Origin of the sequence: Sphingobium sp. PNB (genome assembly GCF_019873065.1) — a bacterium.
In the GTDB taxonomy this organism is placed as follows: domain Bacteria; phylum Pseudomonadota; class Alphaproteobacteria; order Sphingomonadales; family Sphingomonadaceae; genus Sphingobium; species Sphingobium fuliginis.
The window spans coordinates 1-20,977 of record NZ_JAINEZ010000046.1; the positions used below are offsets into that span (position 1 = coordinate 1).

Annotated in this window: 24 protein-coding genes; 22 read left to right on the top strand and 2 right to left on the bottom strand. The window is 65.3% G+C overall.

What is annotated here, in order from left to right; genetic code table 11:
- The first annotated feature begins 232 nt into the window (after positions 1-232).
- The 12 genes from K7W03_RS15760 (at position 233) to K7W03_RS15815 (ending at position 11,789) form a co-directional block, all read left to right on the top strand.
- Positions 233-2,155, top strand: coding sequence for a strawberry notch C-terminal domain-containing protein (locus tag K7W03_RS15760; protein WP_226870210.1), 1,923 nt, complete (start codon positions 233-235; stop codon positions 2,153-2,155).
- A 111-nt stretch (positions 2,156-2,266) separates the two neighbouring features.
- The gene (locus K7W03_RS15765; RefSeq protein WP_007688079.1) at positions 2,267-4,279 is read left to right on the top strand and encodes a ParB/RepB/Spo0J family partition protein; all 2,013 of its coding nucleotides are present in this window, start codon (positions 2,267-2,269) and stop codon (positions 4,277-4,279) included.
- A 92-nt stretch (positions 4,280-4,371) separates the two neighbouring features.
- Entirely contained in the window at positions 4,372-5,295 is a 924-nt protein-coding gene (locus K7W03_RS15770) for an ArdC family protein (RefSeq protein ID WP_007688077.1), read from the top strand.
- Complete coding sequence (locus tag K7W03_RS15775; RefSeq protein WP_007688075.1) at positions 5,267-5,686, top strand: ArsR/SmtB family transcription factor; 420 nt, start codon at positions 5,267-5,269, stop codon at positions 5,684-5,686. The genes K7W03_RS15770 and K7W03_RS15775 overlap by 29 nt, the downstream gene beginning before the upstream one ends.
- 12 nt (positions 5,687-5,698) lie before the next feature.
- Positions 5,699-6,235: an arsenate reductase ArsC gene (locus K7W03_RS15780; protein ID WP_062069247.1), complete on the top strand. Its 537-nt coding sequence runs from the start codon at positions 5,699-5,701 to the stop codon at positions 6,233-6,235.
- Positions 6,232-6,672, top strand: a complete 441-nt coding sequence (arsC, locus tag K7W03_RS15785; RefSeq protein ID WP_007688073.1) for an arsenate reductase (glutaredoxin) — start codon at positions 6,232-6,234, stop codon at positions 6,670-6,672. Before K7W03_RS15780 ends, arsC begins: the two co-directional genes overlap by 4 nt.
- Positions 6,669-7,736 carry an ACR3 family arsenite efflux transporter gene (arsB, locus tag K7W03_RS15790; RefSeq protein WP_030540254.1) on the top strand — a complete coding sequence of 356 codons (1,068 nt, stop codon included), beginning with the start codon at positions 6,669-6,671 and terminating at the stop codon, positions 7,734-7,736. Before arsC ends, arsB begins: the two co-directional genes overlap by 4 nt.
- The gene (gene arsN2, locus K7W03_RS15795) at positions 7,733-8,164 is read left to right on the top strand and encodes an arsenic resistance N-acetyltransferase ArsN2 (RefSeq protein WP_030540255.1); all 432 of its coding nucleotides are present in this window, start codon (positions 7,733-7,735) and stop codon (positions 8,162-8,164) included. The genes arsB and arsN2 overlap by 4 nt, the downstream gene beginning before the upstream one ends.
- On the top strand, positions 8,164-8,904 hold the full coding sequence (arsH, locus tag K7W03_RS15800) for an arsenical resistance protein ArsH (RefSeq protein WP_030540256.1): 741 nt from the start codon (positions 8,164-8,166) through the stop codon (positions 8,902-8,904). Before arsN2 ends, arsH begins: the two co-directional genes overlap by 1 nt.
- Before the next feature lie 347 nt (positions 8,905-9,251).
- Positions 9,252-10,193, top strand: coding sequence for a DUF2493 domain-containing protein (locus K7W03_RS15805; protein ID WP_030540257.1), 942 nt, complete (start codon positions 9,252-9,254; stop codon positions 10,191-10,193).
- 112 nt (positions 10,194-10,305) lie between these two features.
- Positions 10,306-10,974 (top strand): hypothetical protein, encoded by a 669-nt coding sequence (locus K7W03_RS15810; RefSeq protein ID WP_030540258.1) that lies wholly within the window; start codon positions 10,306-10,308, stop codon positions 10,972-10,974.
- A gap of 407 nt (positions 10,975-11,381) precedes the next feature.
- The gene (locus tag K7W03_RS15815) at positions 11,382-11,789 is read left to right on the top strand and encodes a single-stranded DNA-binding protein (RefSeq protein ID WP_007688067.1); all 408 of its coding nucleotides are present in this window, start codon (positions 11,382-11,384) and stop codon (positions 11,787-11,789) included.
- 75 nt (positions 11,790-11,864) lie between these two features.
- On the opposite strand, the gene K7W03_RS15820 is transcribed toward K7W03_RS15815, so the two are convergent.
- Positions 11,865-12,299, bottom strand: coding sequence for a thermonuclease family protein (locus K7W03_RS15820; protein ID WP_030540259.1), 435 nt, complete (start codon positions 12,297-12,299; stop codon positions 11,865-11,867).
- Positions 12,300-12,605: 306 nt separating this feature from the next.
- Here K7W03_RS15820 and K7W03_RS15825 point away from each other — a divergent pair, with 306 nt between their 5' ends.
- Positions 12,606-12,770, top strand: coding sequence for a hypothetical protein (locus tag K7W03_RS15825; protein ID WP_007688065.1), 165 nt, complete (start codon positions 12,606-12,608; stop codon positions 12,768-12,770).
- A 535-nt stretch (positions 12,771-13,305) separates the two neighbouring features.
- Here K7W03_RS15825 and K7W03_RS15830 read toward each other — a convergent pair.
- Positions 13,306-13,656, bottom strand: a complete 351-nt coding sequence (locus K7W03_RS15830) for a hypothetical protein (protein WP_030540260.1) — start codon at positions 13,654-13,656, stop codon at positions 13,306-13,308.
- Between the two features lie 259 nt (positions 13,657-13,915).
- Here K7W03_RS15830 and K7W03_RS15835 point away from each other — a divergent pair, with 259 nt between their 5' ends.
- The 9 genes from K7W03_RS15835 to K7W03_RS15875 all read left to right on the top strand — a co-directional run bounded on the left by K7W03_RS15835 (position 13,916) and on the right by K7W03_RS15875 (position 20,785).
- Entirely contained in the window at positions 13,916-14,308 is a 393-nt protein-coding gene (locus K7W03_RS15835; protein ID WP_206046215.1) for a DUF3768 domain-containing protein, read from the top strand.
- 191 nt (positions 14,309-14,499) lie between these two features.
- On the top strand, positions 14,500-14,676 hold the full coding sequence (locus K7W03_RS15840) for a hypothetical protein (protein WP_013039042.1): 177 nt from the start codon (positions 14,500-14,502) through the stop codon (positions 14,674-14,676).
- Positions 14,677-14,688: 12 nt separating this feature from the next.
- Positions 14,689-15,453, top strand: a complete 765-nt coding sequence (locus K7W03_RS15845; RefSeq protein WP_030540908.1) for a ParA family protein — start codon at positions 14,689-14,691, stop codon at positions 15,451-15,453.
- Positions 15,453-16,397, top strand: coding sequence for a ParB/RepB/Spo0J family partition protein (locus K7W03_RS15850; protein WP_222886770.1), 945 nt, complete (start codon positions 15,453-15,455; stop codon positions 16,395-16,397). Before K7W03_RS15845 ends, K7W03_RS15850 begins: the two co-directional genes overlap by 1 nt.
- A 206-nt stretch (positions 16,398-16,603) precedes the next feature.
- Entirely contained in the window at positions 16,604-17,164 is a 561-nt protein-coding gene (locus tag K7W03_RS15855; RefSeq protein WP_037471456.1) for a plasmid mobilization protein, read from the top strand.
- Positions 17,157-18,278: a relaxase/mobilization nuclease domain-containing protein gene (locus K7W03_RS15860; RefSeq protein WP_030540905.1), complete on the top strand. Its 1,122-nt coding sequence runs from the start codon at positions 17,157-17,159 to the stop codon at positions 18,276-18,278. Before K7W03_RS15855 ends, K7W03_RS15860 begins: the two co-directional genes overlap by 8 nt.
- Positions 18,279-18,433: 155 nt before the next feature.
- Complete coding sequence (locus K7W03_RS15865) at positions 18,434-19,042, top strand: DUF6088 family protein (protein WP_030540904.1); 609 nt, start codon at positions 18,434-18,436, stop codon at positions 19,040-19,042.
- A gap of 82 nt (positions 19,043-19,124) precedes the next feature.
- Positions 19,125-20,300 carry an AAA family ATPase gene (locus tag K7W03_RS15870; RefSeq protein WP_030540903.1) on the top strand — a complete coding sequence of 392 codons (1,176 nt, stop codon included), beginning with the start codon at positions 19,125-19,127 and terminating at the stop codon, positions 20,298-20,300.
- A gap of 281 nt (positions 20,301-20,581) precedes the next feature.
- On the top strand, positions 20,582-20,785 hold the full coding sequence (locus tag K7W03_RS15875; RefSeq protein ID WP_030540902.1) for a hypothetical protein: 204 nt from the start codon (positions 20,582-20,584) through the stop codon (positions 20,783-20,785).
- Positions 20,786-20,977: the final 192 nt, after the last annotated feature.

A 20,977-nucleotide genomic window follows, 5' to 3' on the forward strand; every position in this document is an offset into this window, starting at 1 on the left:
TGTGAAGGACGTGGCGAAATGTTCCGCAGCTTTGCAGGACTACGCCGCGCTCCTCCGCATTACCGCTTCCTCGCGATAAGCGATCATTCACAACAATCTGCAGGCCGCGCTCGCCGCCACGCGCGTCACCGACGGCTTCAGCGGTGCCACCTATAATAGCGGCGCGAAGGCCGCGGCATTGTCGATCTTCGAATCGACCAAGCAACGCTTCTTCGGCCAGATCCTGCTGTCGATGAAGCTGCCCTCGCTGATCCCGGCGATCGCCGCCGATCTCGCGCGCGGCGACTGCGCCGTCGTCCAGCTCGTGTCGACCTCGGAAGCGATGCTCGATCGTGCCCTTGCCGACCTGTCCCCCGAGGAGCGGGCCTGGCTCGATATCGAGCTGTCCCCGCGCGAATTCCTGGTCGACTATCTGACGGCAGCCTTTCCGGTGCGCCAGATGCGCACCTATACCGACGATAGCGGCACGGTGCGCTCGGAACCGATGATCGACGAAGCTGGGCAGCCGGTGCTGTGCCGGGAAGCGATCGCCATGCGCGATCAGCTCCTCGAGCAACTCTGTGCGCTGCCGGTCGTCGGCTCGGCGCTCGATCACATCATAGGGCATTTCGGGACGGAGGCCGTGGCCGAGGTGACGGGTCGCAGCCGGCGGATCATCGTCGATGCCGACGGCCGTCAGCGGATCGAACGGCGCAGCGCGCGCACGAACCTCGCGGAGACCGACATCTTCATGCGCGGCGAAAAGCGCATCCTGATCTTCTCCGACGCCGGCGGCACGGGGCGGAGCTACCACGCCAGCCTCGACGCGCCCAATCAGAGCCGCCGCATCCACTATCTGCTCGAGCCCGGTTGGCGCGCGGACGCGGCGATCCAGGGGCTGGGCCGCACGCACCGCACCCACCAAGCCTGCCCGCCCTTGTTTCGGCCCGTTTCCACCGATTGCCGCGGCGAACGGCGGTTCATCTCGACCATCGCCCGGCGCCTCGACAGCCTGGGCGCGCTGACCCGCGGCCAACGCCAGACCGGCGGGCAGGGACTTTTCGACCCCCGCGACAATCTGGAGTCCGACTTCGCGCGGGAATCGCTCGACCAGTGGTTTCGCCTGCTGTTCCAGGCAAAACTCCAATCGGTCCACTTCGATCAGTTCCAGGCGCTCACCGGTTTGAACCTGGCCGGGGAGGGCGGGGGGCTCACCGAGACCTTGCCCACGATCCAGCGGTGGTTGAACCGCATCCTGGCGCTGCGCATCGACCTGCAGAACGCGATCTTCGACGAATATCTCGGCTTGATCGAAGCACGGGTGGAAAAGGCACGCGAGGCCGGCACCCTCGATCTTGGTGTCGAAACGATCGCGGCCGACCGTATTTCGATCCTCGACCGGACGGTGATCCGGCGCGATCCCGTAAGCGGCGCCGAAACCGAAATTCTGCGTATAGAAACCGAGGAGCGATATCGGCCGCTGACCCTGGAGCGAGCGCATTGGCTTCTGGCCGACCCGGAAGCGCGCCGGTTGTTCAACCCGCGTTCCGGCAAGGCCGCCATTTGCCGGCCGACCTTCTCGCTAACGGACGAAGAGGGACGGACCGTGCGCCGCTATGAGCTGGTGCGTCCAACGCGCACCGAACGGCACCGGCAGGACCTCTTCGCCGAAACCCATTGGACCGACGTGGACCGCGCGAGCTTCGACGAAGCCTGGCAGGCCGAATGCGACGCAATGGCGGCGCAGACGCGCACGCAGATCATCTATCTGGTCACCGGCCTGCTGCTTCCGGTGTGGGGCAAGCTGCCCGACGATCATGTCCAGGTCTGGCGGCTGATGAGCGATGACGGCCAGTCGCTTCTCGGGCGTCTTATTCCGGCGCCGCTGGTGGAGCGGATTGCCAGCGCGTTCGGCATCGCGGCCCATGTCGAGATCGACCTCGGCGCGCGGGTCCAGCACGTCCGCACCTCGGGCGAGATCATGCCAATCGGAGCGCTGCGACTGAAGCGCGCCTTGGTTGCCGGCGATCAACGCCTCGAATTGCTGGACTGGAAGCCCGAGGCGCTGCCGCATCTCAAGGCGGCGGGCTGCTTCACCGAGATCATCCAGCACCGCACTCGGCTGTTCGTTCCCCCGAGCCGCGCCCTCGAGATCCTCGCCAGGATCACGGACTGACCCGCGACCGCGCCAAGCGACCGAAGAGAGGGGAGGGGGCCTTCGGCCGGGTGGGCCTGAGTGGCTCAAGCCGGCCGACGAGGTCGGCGCAACCCTCGAAGGAGACAACCGATGATCCAGTCCGTGAAGGTCAAGAACCTCTCGCTCTCGAAGGACAATGTCCGCAAATCCAATCGCGATGCCGACCTCGACAGCCTCGCCGATAATATCGCCGCGCATGGCCTGTTGCAGAATCTCGTGGTCACGCCGCTCAAAAAGGCAGGACATTTCACCGTCAAGGCGGGTGGCCGCCGCTTGCGGGCGCTCCAGCGCCTGATCGATTCAGGCCGGCTTGCCGGGGACCATGAGGTTCAGGTGCTGGTGCTCGAGGATGATGCCGGATCGGCCGAAGCGAGCCTTGCCGAGAATTTCCACCGCGTCGCGATGAACCCGGCGGATGAGTGCTCGGCCTTCAAGCACTTCCTCGACAAGGGCGCGAGCGCCGAGGATGTGGCGAAACGTTTCGGCGTCACGACCCGCTTCGTTGAGCAGCGGGTACGGCTTGCCGAACTGGCTCCTCTCGTCTTCGCGGCGCTGGCGGCGGGCGAGATCACGCTGGGGGTCGCCCAGGCTTATGCTGTCACGCCCGACGTCGATCGCCAGGCGCGCGTGTTCGAGAGCATGAGCCGGTCCTATTATGGCGACAATCCCGACAATATCCGCCGTGCGCTCCTCAACGGAACGGTCAAGGCGACCGACGCCAAGGCACGGTTCGTCGGCCGCGAGGCCTATGTCGGCGCGGGCGGCCGGATCGAGCGCGACCTGTTCGGTGAAGATGTGGACGAGAGCTGGATCGACGTGGAGCTCATCGAGCAGCTGGCCGCCCAGAAGCTTGAAGCGGCCGCGGAAGCGCTCGCTGCCGAACAGAAGCTGGCGTTCGTGACGCCGGTTCTCGCGACGCATGTGCCCTATGATACGGAGTGCCAGCTCCACGAATATCATCCGCCGCTGCGCGAATTGAGCGGGGACGAGCAGGAGCGCGTCGATAGTCTCTCGGATGAGGGCGACGCGCTCATCCGCGAACTTGAGACCGAACTCGAGGACGGCACGCCCGAGGCCGAGGCGGCTTCGGCGCGTCTCGCCGACATCGAGCGGGAACTCGATACGATCGAGGCGTCGCGCACGATGGTCGATGATGCGATCAAGGACCAGCTGGGCACCTTCATCTATCTGGCGCCCGATGGCAGTCCGCGGGTGCACAGCCGCATGTTCAGCGAGCGCGCCATCCGGCAGGCGGGCGAGGATGCAGAACCCGAAGCACCGTCCGGCAAGGTCGCGGCCTCCCGGCTCAGCGCGACGCTGGTTGACGAACTCGCGACCCAGCGCCGGCAGATCCTGGCAGCCCATGTCGCCTCGGATGCCGGGTTCGCGCTCGATCTCACGATATTCCTGATGGCGCACCGGACGGTGTTCGCCAGCAGCTATGTCCGGGACCACGCGACGTTGCAGGCCGCCGCCGCGAGCTTCCCGATCGTCAGCTTCCGCGATGAAGGTAGCGCGGCGAGCAATGTCCTGACCGAACAGCGCCAGGCGCTCGATGTGAGCTGGGCAGGCGGGAACACGCTGTCGTCCCGCTTCGATGCCTTCCGGCAACTGGATGAACAGGCGCGCGCCGATTGGCTCGCCCATGTCATGGCGCAGACGCTGGAGCCGACACTCAACGTCGACGATGGCGGGCGCCGCAACGGCTTCCACGATCATCTCGGACGGCTGCTCGACATTGATGTCGCGCAATGGTGGCGGCCCGATGCCCAGAACTTTTTCGGGCGGGTGAAGAAGGACGTCATGCTCGAAGCGCTCGACGAGATCGGCGGGCCGGTGCTGCGCGGCCGATACAAGGACGCCAAGAAGGGTGACCTTGCCAATGCCTGCGCTGCGCTCTGTTCGGGGCAGGGCATCGTCGAGGCCGAAGTCCGGGAAAAGGCGCTCTCCTGGCTGCCCGACGAGATGCGGTTCGGCGCGATCGAAAAGCCCGAAAGCTTCCGGAGCTATTCCGCTTTCCTCAGCGATGAAGACGACAGCGACGGCGGGGCAGGGGAGATCGCCCCCGATGGCGATGCTGGCGACTTCGAACAGGCCGCCTGAGGCGAACGCCTAACGGCGGGCGGCGCTTTCGTGTCGCCCGCCGCCCTTCATCGGCGGCGCTGAGACAGCCGCTCTTTCGCGGAGTATCCACCATGACCCAATCATCGGGCCGGCCCTCGCCGGCCGAGACCATCACGCGCGCCATCATCGACCGGCTCGAGGCCGGTGTGCGTCCCTGGGTACGGCCCTGGCGATCATGCGCCGCGCAAGGGCGCCCGCTGCGCGCCAATGGCGAGCCCTATCGCGGCATGAACACCTTTTGGCTATGGCTGGCCGCCGAGCAGTGCGGCTATCGGTCCCGCTACTGGATGACCTATCGGCAAGCACAAAGCCTCGGCGGGCAGGTCCGTGCCGGTGAGCAGTCGCAATTTGCGATCTTCTACAAAGCCTATTCGAAGAAGGTCGATTCCTACGAACGTCCGGGTGAGCTCGTCGATGAGCAGCGCCGGGTCATGCGGTCCTATGCGGTCTTCAATGCCGATCAGATCGATACACTGCCGGGCGATTTCTATCCCGAAGCCCTCTCCCTCGTCCCGCCGGGCGACCGGCTCGGTCCGCGGGCGGAGCGCTTCGTCGATCGGCTGCCCGCGCGGCTGCGATGCGGCGGCGATCGTGCTTATTATGATCTGCGCGCGGACGTCATCACCATGCCGCCGGTCGAGCAATTCGACACGCGCGCCGCCTGGGCAGCCACCATTGCGCATGAGGCCGGCCACTGGACAGGCCATCCAGCCCGGCTTGCCCGATCGTTCGGGAAGCGCTTCGGCGATCAGGCATATGCGTTCGAGGAGTTGGTCGCCGAACTGACAGCAGCGCTGGTTGGCGCCGATGTGGGTCTCCCAACCACCCATCTCGACGACCACGCGGCTTATATCGGATCCTGGCTCGCCATTTTGCGCAAGGATAATCGCGCATTGCTGACGGCGGCTGCGCGAGCCGAGGAAGCCGCCGGGTTTCTGCTGCGGGCAACCGATCTCGCTTGCGAGGATGATCTGGACGAGCAGGCGGCTGCTTGATCTCGCCATGTCGCCGATTGCACTATATCCATATATCCGCTATCGTGGATATATGGATAACGAATCTGTCATCGTCGCGTTGGGCGCGCTTGCCCAAGCCACGCGCCTCGACGCCTTCCGCCTTCTGGTGCGTCACGAACCCGAAGGCCTTCCCGCCGGCGAGGTCGCCAAGGCGCTGGATGTCCCGCAGAACACGATGTCGGTGCATTTGGCGACCCTGGCGCGTGCCGGCCTGGTCACATCCGAGCGGCGCAGCCGGATCATCAACTACCGCGCCGATCTCGATGCGCTCCGCTCCGTGATGCTGTTCCTCGTCAAGGACTGCTGTGGTGGCCGGGCCGAGCTCTGCCATCCACTTGCGGATGAACTGCTTGCCTGTCGTGCTGCCTGAAAGGACATCAACATGACGGATCGCCTGTTGAACGTACTGTTTCTTTGCACGGGCAATTCCGCCCGTTCCATCATGGCCGAGGCGATCCTCAGCCGTGAAGGGCTAGGCCGTTTCAAATCGTTCAGCGCCGGCAGCCAGCCCAAGGGCGAGGTCCATCCGTTCACCATTCATCTCTTGGAGAAGCTGAACTACGACGCAAGCCGGTTCCGCTCGAAGAGTTGGGAAGAGTTTTCCGGCCCCGATGCGCCGTCCTTGGATTTCGTGTTTACGGTCTGCGACAATGCCGCCAACGAGCTTTGCCCGGTTTGGCCGGGGCAGCCGCTGACCGCCAATTGGGGGGTGCCCGATCCGGCCGCTATCGAGGACAGCGAAACGGTGCAGCACGCGGCCTTCTTCGATACTTACAGGATGCTGTTCAATCGCATCTCGCTGTTCACCAACCTGCCGTTCGAAGGCCTCGACAAGATGAGTCTACAGAACCGGCTGAACCGGATCGGCAAGGAACAGGGCCGCGCCGACCTCCCAAGCGAAAAGGTGCCGGGTGCATGAGCAATGCCGCAATCGATATCGTCATCTATCACAATCCCGAGTGTGGGACGTCGCGCAACACGCTGGCGATGATCCGCAACGCCGGGATCGAGCCGCATGTGATCGAATATCTCAAGACGCCGCCCAACCGCCCGCGCCTGGTTTCGCTCATCGCCCGCATGGGCATCAGCGCACGCCAGTTGCTCCGCGAGAAGGGCACGCCCTTCGCCGAGCTGGGTCTTGCCGATCCGACGCTCAGCGATGACCAGCTCATTGATGCGATGATCGAGCATCCGATCCTCATCAACCGGCCAATCGTTGTGTCGCCGCTCGGCGTGAAACTCTGCCGTCCATCGGAAGAGGTGCTCGATCTTCTCCCGTCCGCCCAGCGCGGGGCTTTCACCAAGGAAGATGGCGAGCAGGTCATCGACGCCGCCGGCAAGAGGATCGGGGCGTGAACGCGACCGTCGCGGCGCGACCCAAGCCGGCGATCAACAGCTTCGAACGCTATTTGAGCGTCTGGGTGGCGCTCTGCATCGCTGTCGGCATCGCGCTTGGCTATTCGCTGCCGAATCTGTTCGCAGCCATCGCATCGGCCGAGATCGCGCGCGTGAACCTGGTCGTGGCTGTGCTGATCTGGCTGATGATCGTCCCCATGCTGCTCAAGATCGACCTCGGCGCGTTGGGGTCGGTTCGCCAACACTGGAAGGGCGTCGGCGTCACCCTCTTCATCAACTGGGCGGTGAAGCCCTTTTCAATGGCGCTGCTCGGCACGCTGTTCCTGGGATGGCTCTTCCGCCCGTTGCTGCCGCAGGGCGAGATCAACGCCTATATCGCCGGGCTCATCCTGCTCGCCGCGGCCCCCTGCACGGCGATGGTGTTCGTCTGGTCGAACCTGTGCGACGGCGAGCCGACCTATACGCTGAGCCAGGTGGCGCTCAACGACGTGATCATGGTCTTCGCCTTCGCGCCGCTGGTCGGACTGCTGCTCGGGGTCGCCTCGATCACGGTGCCCTGGGCCACGCTGCTCATCTCGGTCCTGCTCTATATCGTCGTGCCCGTCATCGTCGCGCAGGTCATCCGTCGGGCGCTGCTATCGTCAGGCGGGCAACCGGCGCTCGATCGGCTGCTGGCGACGCTCGGGCCGCTGTCGCTGGTTGCGCTGCTGACGACGCTCGTCCTCCTGTTCGGCTTCCAAGGCCCGGCGATCCTGGCTCATCCGCTGGTCATCGCACTGATTGCCATTCCCATCCTCATCCAGGTCTACTTCAATGCGGGCCTGGCTTATTGGCTCAGCCGGCGCTTCGGCGTGGCCTGGTGCGTCGCCGCTCCGGCCGCGCTGATCGGCGCGTCCAATTTCTTCGAGCTTGCGGTTGCAGCCGCCATCAGCCTGTTCGGCCTCAATTCCGGGGCCGCGCTCGCGACTGTCGTGGGCGTTCTGGTCGAGGTGCCGGTAATGCTGTCTGTCGTCAGCATCGTGAAGAAGACGCGGCCCTGGTACGAGCAACGTGTTCCTGCATGATCGCTACACTGCTGGATCCCAGGTCGCTTTCCGACCTGATGGCGGAGCTGAGCGCGGCGGGTCTGCCTGCCAGTGATCTCGCCGAGGCGGGACGCCGCTTCTTTCGGTTCGAGGATGATGTTGGCATTGTCGGTTATGGCGGGATCGAAGGCGACGGCTCCGACCGCCTGCTGCGCTCGCTGGTCGTGAAGGCCGATCGGCGCGGATGCGGATTGGGCGGTGCCATTCTCACTTCGGTCGAATGCGTTGCAGCTGATGAGGGCGCGACTAGCCTGTACCTGCTCACCACGACCGCCGAGCCTTTCTTTCGCCGTCACGGCTATGAAACAGCCGAACGGACCGACGTTCCTGCCGTCATCGCGCGATCGGCCGAGTTCCGATCGCTATGCCCGGCGAGCGCCGCCCTTTTGTATAAATGGATTGCCTGATGTCGCGTCTTCGTATCCTTCCCGAACCCGATCACATGCCCGCGCTGGACCGTGCAATGATCCGGCTCGATCTCGCCGCCGGGCTCGGCGCGCTCGAGCCGAAACCTCGCATCCTCCTCCTCTACGGCTCGCTGCGCGAGCGGTCGTTCAGTCGTTTCGCGGTCGAGGAAGCGGCCCGGCTGCTCATCCTCTTCGGCGCCGAAGTGCGGATCTTCGATCCGGCCGATCTCCCGCTCCCCGACCAGATCAAGGACGATGATCACCCGGCGGTGCATGAGCTTCGCGAGCATGCGCTCTGGTCCGAAGGCATGGTCTGGTGCAGCCCCGAACGGCACGGCCAGATCACCGGCATCATGAAAGCGCAGATCGACCATTTGCCGCTCGAATTCGGCGGCATGCGTCCGACCCAGGGCCGGACCCTGGCCGTCATGCAGGTTTCGGGCGGATCGCAGTCGTTCAACGCGGTCAACACGTTGCGGCTGCTCGGGCGGTGGATGCGCATGTTCACCATCCCCAACCAGTCGAGCATCGCGATGGCGTTCAAGGAGTTCGACGAGGACGGCCGTCTCAGAGCCTCAAGCTATTATGACCGGATCGTCGACGTCATGGAGGAGCTGGTGCGCTTCACGGTGCTGACACGTAGCCATGCCGATCAACTCGTGGACCGCTATTCGGAACGCAAGGCGGCAGCCGCCAAGCGCGACGCGGCCCAAGATCTGGCCTCACGGTCGACGGCCTGACGGCCCGGCGCTTGCGATGCGACGCGCTTTCATGCCGTCCTGTGCGTATCGGGAGATCGGGTTGCGGGTGCCCTTCTTAAGGTCCTCCGCGCCATGAATGCCTGACGCGACAGGGCCTTCGCGCCTTTCGCCAGAGGATGCGGCACATGGGCCACCGCGCTGGCGGCGGCAACCCGAACGCTCCGGCCGTGTTGGCGCGCCGAGGCGCGCCTGCCCGCACCACCCGGACCTTATCGGGTTCCCCTTGGGCGTTGCCCGGCGGTGCCGCCGCCGCTTTTTCGATGGCCCGGAGGGTGCGCATCCGGCGGGAAGGCCGCCGGCCCTGCGACACGGAAAGGCAATCCCTCATGACCAGCTCCCTTTCAGCAGTGCTCCAAGCACTCGAACTCGGCCATCTCGACCTGGCGGGCGACCAACGCTCGATAGAAGCGCCGCCGCCGGCAGAGGCGCTCGAACAGACCGTCAGCGCCATCTGGAGCGATCTCTTCGCGCTCTTCCCCTTCACCGCGCTCGAACGCGACATCGAGGATCTGGGCTGGGGTTTCGTCAATCTCTTCCACCGCGCGGCCGCCAAGAAGCATCAGCTGATCGACCGCCTGACCGACGAGATCCGGCTCCTGCTCGCCGAGCAGGACGGGTCGGAGATCGCGACCGCCGACCTCGAGGACAAGATCGATCTCGCCCGCAAGGTCGAGCAGTCCGCCCAGGCCTATGAGGGGATGCGCGACACCGCGGCGCGCCACTATCTGCACGAGACCGGCCGCTCCTGGGTGCCCGCGACCGGCAACCGCATCTCGCTCGGCACGACCGCTGCGATCGTCGATGGCCGGGCCTATTTGCAGGCGCGGCGCGAGCGGGTGCGCGATGCCAATATGGTCCATGGCACGCCCGTGGTCTTCGCCGGCGGGCGCCTTCGCTTCGCCAGCGACGACGAGGCCAAGCAGTTTGCCGACAATCTGCTGCGGACCCTCAAGGCCGTGCGCGAACGTGTGGGCGACATGTATCTCGTCCATGGCGGCGACATGAAGGGCATCGAGCGTCTTGCAGCATCCTGGGCCGAGCAGAACGGCATCCAGCAGCTGCGGTTCGGCCTTGATCGCAAGCTTGGCGATCGTGCCGGCTTCCGGCGCAACGAGCAGATGCTCTCGGTCAAGCCGCGCTACGTCATCGCCTTCCAGGGCAACGGCGTCACCGAAAGACTGGTGATCGAGGCCAAGGCGCGCGGCATCCATGTCGTCGATCGCCGCGGACCGCTCGGAACGCCGCCGGCGGCGTTATCCCGCGGCTGACCGCCGTGCCGGCCGCTTCGGCGGCCGGCTTTTCTCAATCTCGCGGATTCCGGTGCCGGAGGGGAGGGGGCGGGGCGGATGCGTCCCTTGTTCCCTTCGGAGGTTCCGCATCATGTTCATGCCCGATCGCGCCAGTGCGTGCGTGCTCCTTGCATTCCGCGCTGTGCATGGCCGCCACTGGAAGGCGAAGCTCCTGTCGTTATGGTCGACGGGCCGCGATGTGGACGAAGCCGATGGCGCTTACTTACGACATCTGCGCAACCAGGCCGGTCCTTCCTGGCTCCGCCAGCTGACGCCGCGCCGCTGGCGCGCGGTCGAAAGATTGGCGGCGCCCGGCGACCCGGTGCTTGCAGCGGTTTTTCTCGATCGTGCGCGCGAATTTCATCGCGGCGCGCAGATTGGCGCGCCTATTGCGCCCGCGCCGGCACTGCACTTGCTCGCGATCTCCTGCGAACTGGGTTTGAAGGCGCATCTTTTGGGTCATGGCTGGACGGACGATGCGCTGGCCCGCGATCTCCGTCATGACCTTGTCCGCGCCCTCGACGAGGCGTGGCAGCTAGGCCTGCCGGCGCCCGGTCGTCCCCTGGCCGATTTCATCAAGAGCCTCGGCCCGGCCTATGCCGTGCATCGGATCGACGCGCTGGTGGCAGGTGGCTATGCCTGCGACATCGGCGCCGTGCTTGGCGAGACCACGCAGCTCCTCGATGCCGTGGCGGCCTGCCTGAGCCCAGCCATGCCAGGCGCCGCCACCTTGCCCACCTCCTCTTCCCCCTCCGCGTGATCGTGCAACGGACGTCGTGTCGAGCCCGCGAGTGGCCATGCGAAGGATCTACAATCCCGTCCTGCGGCTCAAGGGACGGGCAGATAAGGCGCGCGCGTAAGGTCCGCGAGATGCCGGACCGGCGAGCTCAGCAAAGCCGGCAATATCGGCGGTTTCGATGGGTGGGCTCCGGTCATGGCCCAAGCGACGCACCGTCCTTCTCCTCATCTGACCCCTAAGCCGGCCGTCCGACCCATCCAACCCGCGAGCCATCGGGCCGAGTTGCCGTGTGCCACGGCTGCCCGCACCACCCCTTGTCCCGGGGTTCCCCGGCGCTGCGCTGTCGGTGGATTGGCCGTCCTGTCCGCCTTGGCCGGGGATCAGTCGAAGGGACGGTCCCTTGGACCCATATCGAAGGAACCCAAGCCATGCAGAACCTCGTCATCCTCGCCGGCAATGTCGGTGGCACGCCGGAAACCCGCACCACCCAGGGCGGCACCCGCATCACCCATTTCAGCCTCGCCACCTCGCGCCCGAAGCGCGACAGCAACGGCAAGATCCTGCGCGACGACAACAATCGCCGCCTCGAGGACACCGAATGGCACCGGATCACCTGCTTCAACGGCGTCGGCAAGACGGTCGAGCAATATGTCGACAAGGGCATGAAGGTCATGGTCCGGGGCCGTATCCACTACACCCGCTGGACCGACAGCGAGAATATCGAACGCTACGGCGTCGAGATCATCGCCGACGAGGTGACCTTCCTCACCCGCGCCAAGTCGAACGAGAATAGCGGCGGCGGCAACGAGCCCGAGGACGATGAAATCCCGTTCTGAGGTCGGACAGGGCGGCCCGGCGGCATCGCCGCCGGGCCTCTTATCCTGTTCAGGCGCGGCATGGTCCCAAGCGGATCAGCGGGATCGGCATCGCCCCTTGGCATAGCGCTCCCAGCGCAGCACGGTGCCGGTAGCGATCATCGCGCAGCTGAGATCGCCGATGCCGGGCGCGTTGCACCAGGCGCCGGTCCGGTTGCCCTTGGCTTCGCCGGTCGAGACGCAGCGCATGGTGGAGCCAGCCACGCGAATATGCCCGGTGGATGTCTGGCCGCGCGGTCCGCCAAGCAGGCGCACCAACGCATCGCGGGCGGCCGGGCCACTTGCTCTTGGACAGGGCTGGCCGGGGCGGCAGCTGTTGTCGATCTCGCGCGCGGCAATGCCGGCGAGCCGCACATGGGCGCCCTCGCGGCACCAGATCGGGCCATCGCCATCCCAGACGCGCGTCGGTGTGCAGGCGAAAGTCTGACCATTGGGGACCACGGCGGCGGCGAGCAGGAGCGGGAACAGCATCCGGCGGGGCTAACCGACAAGCGGCCGCCTGTCATCCGGACCCCGCTGGATGGGGCGGCAGGCAGGGCAAGGGGCGGGGCGCGACATCGGCGGGGACCTGGCCTCCTGGCCGGCGGGTTCGCCCGCTCTCAATCGGCGCGATCCTTGGTCCACCCGGTGACCTTTTGCGATCAACCCGCAAGGGGTCCGGTCGCTTCGCTACGGCTTTTTGGGCCTCCAGCCAAAAAAGTGATCGCGGCCACCGGCCGGACACATCGGGCGCCTGTCGAGCGGGACGAACCCGCCGGCGCGCAAAGGAGCCTCGACATGTTCACCGACATCGCAATCGCTCGCCGCCACGCTTTCAGCCTCTCGCGCAGCCTCATGATGGTCACCTTCGTCATCGCGATCGGGCAGCATTACGGGGTCATCACCGCCGAAGACGCCGACGGCAGCGTCGCCATCGTCACCGAATTCGATCCCTTTGCCTGACGGCTCGTCCGGGAGCCGCTCGGCTCCCGGTTATTCCCCTCGCTTCGATCGCGGCTTGCGCCGAAGACGGGCAACGGCTCGATGACCTCGCTGCACTCATCGATGAGGGCGGCCCCTTTTCCGTGGAGGGAAAGGGTGTCGCGAGCCTGCTGGCGGAATTTCGGCACCAGAAAGGGCTGCCCACGATGCTCGCCCATGGCCAGGCGAAGCTGACAGTCGAACGGACCAGTCGATGGGCCACCATCTTTCGTGTGATCGCGATCCGGGCACGGTAGGCTGATCGTTCGACGCTCGTGATCGAAGAGAGCGAGGCGGCGGAGAGGCTTCAGCAGCTCCGTAAGGTATCGCAGAAATCGTGCTCTGCTCTTGGCAATCTGCGACGGGCGGTTGCCGTCTGAAAGTCGGATTTCTCTGCATCTATGCGCTGAGAATGGCGGCTCCGGCGCGGCCGGACCGGGCTCTAGGCTTCGCCCTGAGCCTTGTGCCAAGTCTCAGCCCATTCGGGTGACGATCCCTGCCGTGGCTGCTCGCACTTTCAACCCTGCGCGCAAACGATGGCCCGGCCGGTCGCGCCGCGCGCTGGAGGGCAGTTGGCCAGGCCCGCGCGCAGGTGCTCATCGTGCAGCAATATGTGCCAGAGACGGTCATGGCCGCGCGCCGCGAGATAATAGGCCGCGCCGTCGCAGCCGACCATGCGGCATCGGGCCTGCCGGTCGATGAGGCTGGCGCCTGCTCCATGGAGCCCGATCAGGGCATCGACATCCTCGCGCATCAACCCGCCGCAGCGGCGGCATTGCGATCGGACGAGGATCTGGCGCAGCCGCATCGCCTGGAGTGACGTGGTCCAGGCCGGGGCAAGGCGGAAGAGAGTGGCGCTGCTCGTCATGACGGGCAGAGGATAGCGCCGGGCTCTCCGCGGAGCCAGAGGATCGGGACACCGCGATCATCTCTTCGCGATCCCGCCCGCCAAGACCTTCCTCCTGTCGGCTCGCCTGGCCGGCGCGCGCGCCCGCGCAAGCCCGCTCCGCGCGCTTCTCCACTGCCGTTGCGACCCTGCGGGTGCTCGGCCGCGCTCTGCCGCCGGCCCTTGGCACGCCTGTCGGAAGGCCCCGGCGGGCGGGGCCGGACAGATCAGGAGCGTTCTCATGTCCCAATCCTCCCCGAATGCGATGAGCCAGGCCGAGCGGATCGCCCGCGTCGCCGAACTCAATGACGCGCTTCGCCGGTCCATCCATAGCCCGGGCCGCAACCAGATCGTGATGACCGCCGGCGTTGCGGCGCTGATCGGCGAGGTCGCCCTGTTCCGCGGCTTTCGCCGCCGCGCGGAGATCCTCCGGATCGTGCGCGACTATGACAGCTTCACGCCCGACAACGATCCGATCGGCGAGCATGATTTCGGCCGCTTCGAGTTCGAGGATGCGATCCTCTACTGGAAGATCGACTATTACGATCTCGAGCTCGCCTATGGCTCGCCGGATGCCGCGAACCCCGAGGTCACGACGCGCGTGCTCACCATCCTGCTGGCCGACGAATATTGATCCGGCGCAGCCATCCCCCCGACCGGGGGGATGGCCCGCCCAAGTCTGCTTGAGCAGACTATGCGGGCAACGGACGCCGCGTCCGCAAATGCGGGAGGGGAGGGCGCGGGCCTGAGATGCCGCGCGATTGCGCGTGGCCGGCGCCAGTGGCGCCGTTCGCTTGCCCTTCACTGGCTCCAAGGAGACTTATCATGGCCGCATATTTCGCCGCGCATCCCGATCACGCGTTTCTCTTCGCGTTCGGCTGCTTCGCCCTCACCGTCTATCTGTTCCGCTATGTCGGTCCCGGCATTGGCGGTGGCGGCGACTGGTCCTCGCGCGATCATTATGAGCGCAACCTGCGCGATGGTCCGGACGACTATTGCTGAGGTGCCGCGGTCATGAAGACGATCGTCGTCAGCCTGCTCAAGGGCGGGGTCGGCAAGACCTTCCTCGCCACTCATCTCGCCTGGTATCTCGCCGAACCGCCTGAGCGCCGCGTCGCCTTCGTCGATCTCGATCCCCAGGGCAGCTCGACGCGGCGCCTGGGCGCCGAGCGGCAGGGCGGGTTTTCCGCCGACCTGTTCGACCCTGCCGCTACCCTGTGCGCCGACGGGCAGGGCGGGCTGACCGTGCTCGGCGCCGATCCCCGCCTCCAGATGGTCAAGGCGGCGCAGGATGTGCGCGACTTCATCGGGCGCTTCCCGGCGCTCCGCCCGCATTTCGACTATTGCGTCATCGACACCGGTCCCAAGTGGGACGAGCTCACCTTGAGCGCGATGGCGGTCGCCGATGCCGTGATCGCGCCGGTGCAGGTGGCTGAGGATTCGGTCGAATGCGCCAAGATGCTGCTGACCGCGCTGCGCAAAGCCGAGGCCGCGCGCGCCGGCCGCAAGATCGCTTTCCTCGGGCTCCTCCCCTCGATGGTCAATCCGTTCGACCGGCGCGAGATGGAGAATGCGGTTAAGCTCGCGCATGCGGTCGGCGAGAAGCTCATGTTCCCGGCCTTCATCAAGGCGCGGCCGACCTACAAGCATGCCGCGGAAAATCATCGTCCGGTATGGCTGGAGACCGGCAGCGGCGCCAAGGCGGCGGCCGAGGAGATCCGCGCGGTGCTCGCCGAGATCGAGCGGCGCATGACAAGCCTGGAGGTCGCGGCCGCCTGATGGGCAAGTTCGACGAGCGCATCGAGGAGTTCGGACTTCTTGTCGGCGACCATGAACGAGCGCGCCGGGTCGAGGATATCGAGCTTGCGCGCATCCTGCCCGACCCCGGCAATCCCCGGCGCAGCTTCGACGATGACGCGCTCGCCGAGCTGGCCGCCTCGATCGCGTCGCGCGGCGTGCTGCAGCCGATCACGGTTACGCCGCCCGACGCGAACGGCATGCACCGGATACGTCTGGGCGAGCGCCGCTTCCGCGCATCGCAGCTGGCTGGCCTTGCCACGATCCCCGCGATCGTCGTGCCGGTCGGCGAGGGGGTGCAACTGCTGGCCGACCAGATCGTCGAGAACGACCAGCGCGCCGATCTGTCGTCGGTCGAGCTCGCCCATGCGATCGCCCGGATGCTGAAGGGCGGGATGAACCAGGTCGAGATCGCGGCGGCACTCGGCCGATCCAAGCAGTTCGTCTCGCTCTATGCCGCCTATGGCGACATGCCGGCCTATCTCAAGGCGGCCCTGCCGTTTGCGCCCATTCGCCTTCTCTATGATCTGCACCGCACTGCGCGGGACTACCCTGCCGAGGTCGAGGCCTATGTCGCCAGCTGGGGCGACGCCGGCGCAACGCTCGCCGCAGGATCGCGCTTCATCGCCGAACTCAAGCAGACGCACCCGGCGCCGGCCCCTCCGCGGGCGCCTGTGGCACAGCCATTGACCCCCACCGACCGCGATCCGGTTCGATCGGGCCTCACGGACAAACCCTCCGCGCCGATCCGATCTAGACTACCGGTCTTGGTCGACGGCTTCCCTGCGTGGCTCCCGCTGGCGCCTTTGGTCACGGTGATTTTCGAGGATGGCCACGAGCGTGAAGTCGCTGCCTCGTCGATCGGTCCGATCGGCGAGAGAGGCGAGGCATTGCCAACAACTGACCCGCCTCCTCCGCGTTCGTAGTTTATCTTGCACGATGGTTTGGGCCGTACCCTTCGGGGTGCGGCCCTTTTCGTGTCGATGGGCGGGGGCGGCGCCGAAGGCGCCGCCCCTTGCTGCGGACGATCGATGTTCAAGAGGCGTTCACTGGCCGAAGAGCGATAGTCTGCCCAAGCAGACTATAAGATGAGTTGAGTAAAGGTGAGGGCCGGATAGGCTTGGCGCCGGGGATGTATGACAATAGCGTTGGGGACATGCCCGTCCTCACCTTTCGGCTCGACGATGATGTCGCCCAGCGCTTCGCCGCGCTCGCGGCGGCATCAGGCGGCCGCTCGGCGCTGTTGCGCCGCTTGATCGGTGACGCCTTGGCCATGGAGGCGGGGGAGGGGCATCAGGCGCCGCGCGCCCGCCAGCGCGCAACCTGCCGGGTCGAGGTTCGGCTGATCCCGGAAGAAATCGCCGCGCTCGACCGCGCGGCGGATGTGCTGGGGATGAAGCGTACCGACTGGATCACCACGCTGTTGGCGCGGCGCTTGCGCGCAAACGCGCCCTTGCCGCGCGAGGAGCGAGCGGCCGTCGCGCAGGCGTGGCGCGAGCTCAATCGGATCGGGATCAACCTCAACCAGGCGACCCGCGCGCTCAACGCCTCGGTGATGGTCGAATCCGGCCTCGACGTCGCGCGGGAAGCGGCCAGGGTCGCAAGTTTCCGGTCCGAGATCGTCGATGCGCTTGCCGGTCTCGGGGCCGCGCTCAAGGGCGATCTTCGCTACTGGGACACGGCCGATGCGTGAGGAGGAGGGGGTTCTCCCGCTTCCCAGCCTGATGGAGGCCTGGCGGCCGCCGACAGGCGGCAAGCGGACCCTGCGCGGCGCTTATGTTCGGATCAAACCGGGCGGAAGCGGGGGCGGGGCCGCCCGGCCGATGTCGATGAGCCAGGCCGAGGCGCGCGCCAAGCTCGAGCGGATCGTGCGCAAGGCGCCCGAGGTGATGGTGAAGGTCTCCGGCAAGCAATATGGCGCTCATCATGTCGCCGAGCATTTCGGCTATGTGGCGCGCCACGGGAAGCTCGCCGTCCGATCGAGCGAGGGCGAGATTATCACCGAGCCGGATCGGCTCAAGGCGATCGCTCAGGACTGGGCGATGCTCGACGAGGCCATGAACGAACATGGCCGGGAGCGGCCGACGTCGATGTCGCTGGTGCTCTCGATGCCCGGGGGATCGACCGACGCCGAGACGCTTCATGACGCGGCGCAGGCATTCGCGCGGATCCTGTTCGAGGCGAACCATGCCTATATGCTGGCGCTCCATACCGACACCGATCATCCCCACGTCCATCTGACGGTGGCGACCGAAGGGGCGGACGGAACCCGCTTCAATCCGCGCAAGGCGGATCTCCATCATATGCGTGAGACCTTCGCGCATGAGCTGCGCGCGCGCGGTGTCGCGGCCGAAGCCACCCCCCGGCGCGCGCGCGGCCATGTCCAGAAGCGGGTCCGTTCGTCCGCGCTCCATCTCGATGCCCGGCTTGGGGGCGAGGGGCGCAGGCTCAATCTCGCGCAGCTCAACGAACTGCGGGCGCAAAGCTTCGTGCGTGCGGTCGACCAGGAGCGCCGGGCAGAAGATGTCATGGCGCTTTCGCGCCAGAAGCAGATCCGCGGCGCCTATGCCGAGGCAGCGGTCGCGCTCGCCGGCACCGGGAAACCGGAAGATCGTGCCTTGGGGCAGGAAATCGCCGGCTTTCTGGCGGCGATGCCGCCGGCGGTGTCGCGGCGGCTCGCGCGCGCGCGGGAGATACTGCAATCCGAGCGGCCGCCGCAGGAGCGCCGAAACGAGCCGGAGGGCGTTTCGCCGCCCACAGGTGCGGACGAGGGGCGGCCACCGCTTCACCGGGATCGGGAACGATGATGGCCGGCGCTGCCGGACCTTGCCTGTGTGACCTGGGCATCCTATTTGGATACAATGTCAAAATATCTCGGAAAATAGCTGATTTAGGCGCTGATACGCGCTTCTGGCTTGTTAGAAAAAAGCGTGCTATTATCTAACGGGTAGGAGCACAGTCAATGTCTGCGGTAGCCGATCGGATCATGAAGCGCGTGCGGGGCAAGGGCCGTGGCTGGGTGTTCACGCCCAAGAGCTTCGTCGACTTCGGGACGCGTGGGTCGGTCGACATGGCGCTGTCGCGCCTCGCGACATCCGGCGACATCCGGCGCATCGGCCGGGGTCTTTATGACTATCCGCGCAAGCATGACAAGCTCGGTGCGCTCAGTCCCGATCCCGCCAATGTCGCCAAGGCCCTCTCGACGCAGAGCGGGGACAAGCTCGCGCCGTCGGGCGCGGCGGCGGCGAACAGGCTCGGGCTATCGACCCAGGTTCCCGCCCGGGCCAGCTATGCCACGACCGGGCGGACCCGGGTCAGGCAAGCGGGCGGGCGCAGCCTGACGCTCAAGCACAGCCGCGCACCGGTGATCGACAATGCGCCTGACTCGGTCAACGCGGTCGTGCAGGCGCTCGCGCATCTGGGGAAGGACAATATCGACAGCGACAAGATCCGGCACTTCGCCGCCCGCCTCGATGATCGCGACATGCGGATGCTTGCCCAGGCCAGGGCCGAGATGCCCGGATGGATGGGCGACCTCGTCTTAAAGATCGGCGCCGCCCGTAATGGATGAGTTCGCTCGCAGACCGGCCGAGGCAGATATCAAGAGAGATTAGTAAGTTTACAGAAAAAATATAAACTGCCATAACCTCGCTATGGATGCTCGTAGAAACCCCTTTGCGCCCGGCGCAGGTACACCGCCGCCTGAACTCGCGGGACGCGGTGCATTGCTGGAACGCAACGCCGTAGCTCTTGACCGGATCCGCATGGCGCGAGCAGCCCGACCGAGCATCCTGTACGGTTTGCGAGGGGTAGGAAAAACCGTTCTTCTCGCCACCATGCGGGATGCTGCGGAGCGCGAAGGGATGGCCGTAGTCGCGATAGAAGCTCCTGAAAACCGATCGTTGCCGGGGATATTGGTTCCTGCGTTACGGGCGGCACTGCTGCGTCTCGATCGGTTAAAACAAGCTTCGGCCGGCGTGAAGCGCGCTCTGCAAGCGCTGGCGGGATTCGCGAAGCTCAAGGTCAAATATGATGATCTTGAGGTCGCGCTGGATTTCGAACCCGAGCCGGGCCTTGCGGACAGTGGCGACCTCGAGACCGACCTGGCCGATCTGATTGTCGCCGTGGGAGAGGCCGCCCAGGAACGAAAAACTGCGGTCGTCCTGGTGATCGACGAACTGCAATATGTGCCAGAGGAACAGCTCGCGGCATTGATTAGCGCGCTCCATCGAGCCAGTCAGAGACAGCTACCGGTAACCATGCTGGCAGCTGGTTTGCCTCAGCTTCTGGGGCAAATGGGGCGAGCAAAATCCTATGCAGAGCGTCTGTTTGAATTCATCGCCGTAGGTCCGCTGGATGACGAGGCGGCGCGGGACGCCATCCGTCTGCCAATCGCGCGCGAAAAGGAGTCCATCGAAAATGCGGCTTTGGATGCAATTTTGGCGCAAACCCAGGGGTATCCGTATTTCCTTCAGGAGTGGGGAAAGCATGGGTGGGATGTTGCTGATGCTTCACCGATCACCGCCGCCGATATCGCAGTTGCTACAAAAAGCGCACTGGCCGAACTGGATGCGAGCTTCTTCCGTGTGCGTTTTGACAGGCTGACGCCGGCAGAAAAGCGATATCTCCGCGCAATGGCAAGCTTGGGTCCTGGTCCGCATCGATCAGGCGATGTCGCTGAAGCTATGGGGGTGAAAGTCTCGAGCGTCGCACCGACCCGCAACAGTCTGATTGCAAAGGGTATGCTCTATAGTCCTGCTCATGGGGACACGGCGTTCACAGTGCCGTTATTCGATACCTATATGAAAAGAGTGATGCCTGAAGCTTAGTCTTGGCAGATGATGGCTGCCTGCTTGTGGAGGTGCGGCCATAAGTGATTGTTATACAACGATAAAAATCTGATAATTTGTATTATGTTAAATCAGTGCCAGCATCCACAAGCGAGTGGCCGCTCACGCACAGAAGTCTGGCGTCAAAAGCCGAACGCACCGAAAAGCTGCTGTTCTCAGGCGGGCTGCCGAAACCCGACAGGTTGGCAACCAGCTGGGTTTCGTGCCTGCACAAAGATGGGCTAAATGCGGGACCAATGGAATCGAGCGAGGGAACTTGCATGATCACCGCCAAGCACATCCCTTGGGAGCCGATCGGCACTTTGCCGGAAGACCGGAAAGACGGCCGTCGCTTGCTGCTCTGGGAGGTTGACCTCCCTGTGATCGGGCGATGGGATAGCGACCGCGAAGGCTGGGAAGATCCCGAAAGCATGCATATCCTGGAAGAAGTCACCTATTGGGCCGACATCAACCCACCCGTGTGATATGGGGCAATACTAAGGACTGGGTTAGCTCCCATATGACGGTGGGCGTCTTCTGCCTCTGCATTTACAAATGTCGACAACCGCCAAAATCTCAGTCGTTCGCGCCTGAAATTCAGGCCTGATGGCCGACCTTCGTTATGATCAATCGCAACGTCATAGGCTTCGACTAATTAGATTTCTCGCTACCCATTT